Genomic DNA, 2,752 nt, shown 5'->3' with positions numbered 1-2,752 from the left:
CCTTCCAAGGTTCGGGGCCCCACTCGTGTGCAGGGACGCTAACGCTTCCCTCCCCCACCGGCGGCGTGCATCCCCCAGCCCGCCAGCAGTGCGGCTTCCATCGCGGCGTCGAGCAGGTAGGTCTTGGGGATCCTGCCTGCCGGCACGTAGATCAGGTCCACGGCCAGGAGGGTCGCGGCTGTGGCCACGCCGACCCGTCGAGCATGGCGGTGCCCTTCGGGACTGTCCTCGGCCCGCAATTGCGCGATCCCGTTGCCCACTAGGAGCCCGGCGACGGTGTATTGCAGCCACCGATCCACCTTCGCCCCGAAAACGGCTTCGAAACTCTGCCTGTGTACAAGGGGCCACAGCCCTCCGGCGACATTCAGCGAGCCGTGAAGCCGGGCGAGGCGGTGGCCGAGTGTGTCGCTACCCGGTGCGATCGTTGTCATCGTGGTGCCTTCCCCCCGCGGAGCCGCTCCCCGGCGGCCCTGTACGTCACTCGGGATCGGTCTCCTCGGGATCGTCTTCCCCTTCGGCCTGGTCCGGCTGCAGGGGTGCGCCGGACCGGAGATTCTCTGGATCGGCGTCCGGATCCTGGCTGGGGTCGTAACGGTCTGCGGGTCCTTCGGTGCTGTTCATGGATATCGGGTTTCCGATGCCCGGCCCGCCAAACCCAGGCCCGCCGAACCCGGGCGCCGGTCCGACCCGTTCGCTGTGTGTCAGCGCCGCCGGGCGAGTCCCTTGGAGACCGTCCGCTTCGACACCGTCCGTATCGCGACGCCGAGTCCCGCACCGAGAGCCAGGAGCCACGGCGCGCCGACGAGGATCGGATCGAGCCACTGGTGGGACTTGTCGACTCGCGTGCTCTTCGCACGCTCCGCCGGTCCGTTATGGGTGAACTCCGCCCGGACTCCCGTTTCCGTCACCGGGTTGTCCGGTCGCCCGGAAACGAAGGAACGCAGATGCGACTCGACCGCGTCGACACGATCGGCACCGAGCAGCAGGAGCCAGTGCGCGGCACGGCCTTCACTGAAACGGCGGTAGGCGTACTTGCGGATCATTCCGGACAGGCCCTTGGGCGGGCACGCCGTGCCGAAGACCGGGGTGACGAAGGCATGCTCGACGGATCGTTCCCGTGGCCACCTCTCCTCCTGTCGCTCGGGGAAGGTCCATCGCGCACCCGATGCCTCGGGGTCGAAGCGCTCTTTCGGTACCGACGGACGGTCCGCGGGATCGATGTCCACACCCCATCCGGGAATACGTGCGCGCAACGCATCGGCGTCCGGCGGCTGTGGCGCGCTCGGGACGTAGGCGGTCGGAAGTTCGTGTTCTGCCATCACGCAGCCCTCTCATCCGGCATCCGGCACGATGACCGGCTTGATGCACTCGTCGAGTTTCGCGGAGAAGATGTGGAATCCCTCGGCGATGTGTTCCAGCGGAATCCTGTGCGTGACAAGCTCGTTGGGCTTGATGTAACCGTTGCGAATATGTTCGAACAAACGCGGCCACTGGCGTTTGACCGGGCACTGATTCATCCGCAGCGTCAAACCCTTGTTCATCGCGTCGCCGAATTTGACGGCACTGAACATCGGCCCGTACGCCCCCATGACCGAGACCGTTCCGCCCTTGCGGACCGAGTCGATCGCCCAGTTCAATGCGATAGGTGATCCACCCTGCAACTTGAACTTCGCCGACGTCACGTGCTGGAGGAAGTTGCCGTCGGCTTCCGCGCCTACCGCATCGATGACCACATCGGCCCCGAGATAGTCGGTGGCCTTCTTCATCTGCACGACGATGTCGTCGTATTCCGCGAAGTTGTAGGTCTCGGCGTGAGCGAAGGTGCGTGCTTTCTCGAGTCGATACTCGAGGTGGTCGATCACGATGACTCGGCCGGCGCCCATGAACCACGAACTCTTCGCGGCGTACAGCCCTACCGGGCCGGCCCCGAAGACCACGACGGTGTCGCCCTCGGTGATGTCACCCAACTGGGCACCGAAATAGCCTGTCGCCAGCGCGTCGGTGCACATCAGCGCGTCTTCGTCGTCCATCCATTCCGGGATCGGTTCGGGCCCGACGTCGGCGAACGGCACTCGCACGAATTCCGCCTGGCCTCCGTCGTATCCGCCGCAGGTGTGCGAGTAGCCGTAGATGCCGCCCACTGCCGTGGCATTCGGATTGACGTTGTGGCAGTTGGAATACAGCCCGCGTGCACAGAAGTAGCAGGATCCGCAGTACACGTTGAACGGCACCATCACCCGGTCTCCGGGCGTCAGATTGCGGACCGACGGCCCGACCTCGTGCACCACGCCGATGAACTCGTGACCGAAGGTCATCCCGACACGCGTGTCGGGCATCATGCCGTGGTACAGGTGCAGGTCCGAACCGCAGATAGCCGCTCTCTGCACGCGCACGATCGCATCGTTCGGGTGCTCGATACGCGGGATGTCCTTCTCTTCCACCCGGACCTTGTAGGGCCCTCGGTACACCATCGCTTTCAAGTCGCCTCCCGGGTCTCCTCGTGGTTCGTGGCACGCGGGTACCCCCTCGGATACGTCCGATGCACGACCGGGCCGATCAGTTCCGGGGAGATCTCACGATCTCGGAGGTTTGGTCGCGTTTCGCGGTGGCACCTCCCCACCGCAGGACTCAGAAGTCCCGACACGAAAGGGAGAGAATTGTTCCGTCACACAGATCACCTCCAGTTCGACGTCAAACCCGAGAAGCCCGATCCCGTCTACGCCCGCAAACTCCAAGAACTCATCGGCGGCGC

5 protein-coding genes are annotated in these 2,752 nt (G+C 65.0%); 1 reads left to right on the top strand and 4 read right to left on the bottom strand.

Features of this window, described 5'->3' with window-relative positions:
• Positions 1–38 precede the first annotated feature (38 nt).
• From ACFWBU_RS21210 to ACFWBU_RS21195, 4 genes are all read right to left on the bottom strand, one after another.
• A complete protein-coding gene (locus ACFWBU_RS21210; RefSeq protein WP_169620197.1) occupies positions 39–431 on the bottom strand; it encodes a hypothetical protein in 393 nt (130 codons plus the stop codon).
• A gap of 46 nt (positions 432–477) precedes the next feature.
• Positions 478–621 (bottom strand): hypothetical protein, encoded by a 144-nt coding sequence (locus ACFWBU_RS21205; RefSeq protein WP_169620198.1) that lies wholly within the window; start codon positions 619–621, stop codon positions 478–480.
• An 80-nt stretch (positions 622–701) separates the two neighbouring features.
• On the bottom strand, positions 702–1,319 hold the full coding sequence (locus ACFWBU_RS21200; protein ID WP_378529147.1) for a hypothetical protein: 618 nt from the start codon (positions 1,317–1,319) through the stop codon (positions 702–704).
• A gap of 12 nt (positions 1,320–1,331) precedes the next feature.
• Complete coding sequence (locus tag ACFWBU_RS21195) at positions 1,332–2,480, bottom strand: zinc-dependent alcohol dehydrogenase (RefSeq protein WP_169620200.1); 1,149 nt, start codon at positions 2,478–2,480, stop codon at positions 1,332–1,334.
• A gap of 177 nt (positions 2,481–2,657) precedes the next feature.
• Here ACFWBU_RS21195 and ACFWBU_RS21190 point away from each other — a divergent pair.
• On the top strand, positions 2,658–2,752 hold a 95-nt coding region (locus tag ACFWBU_RS21190), incomplete at its 3' end, for a manganese catalase family protein (RefSeq protein WP_378529148.1).

The sequence above is a fragment of the Rhodococcus sp. NPDC060084 genome (assembly GCF_042730335.1).
Lineage (GTDB): Bacteria > Actinomycetota > Actinomycetes > Mycobacteriales > Mycobacteriaceae > Rhodococcus.
This window is presented reverse-complemented; position numbering and strand designations above follow the sequence as displayed.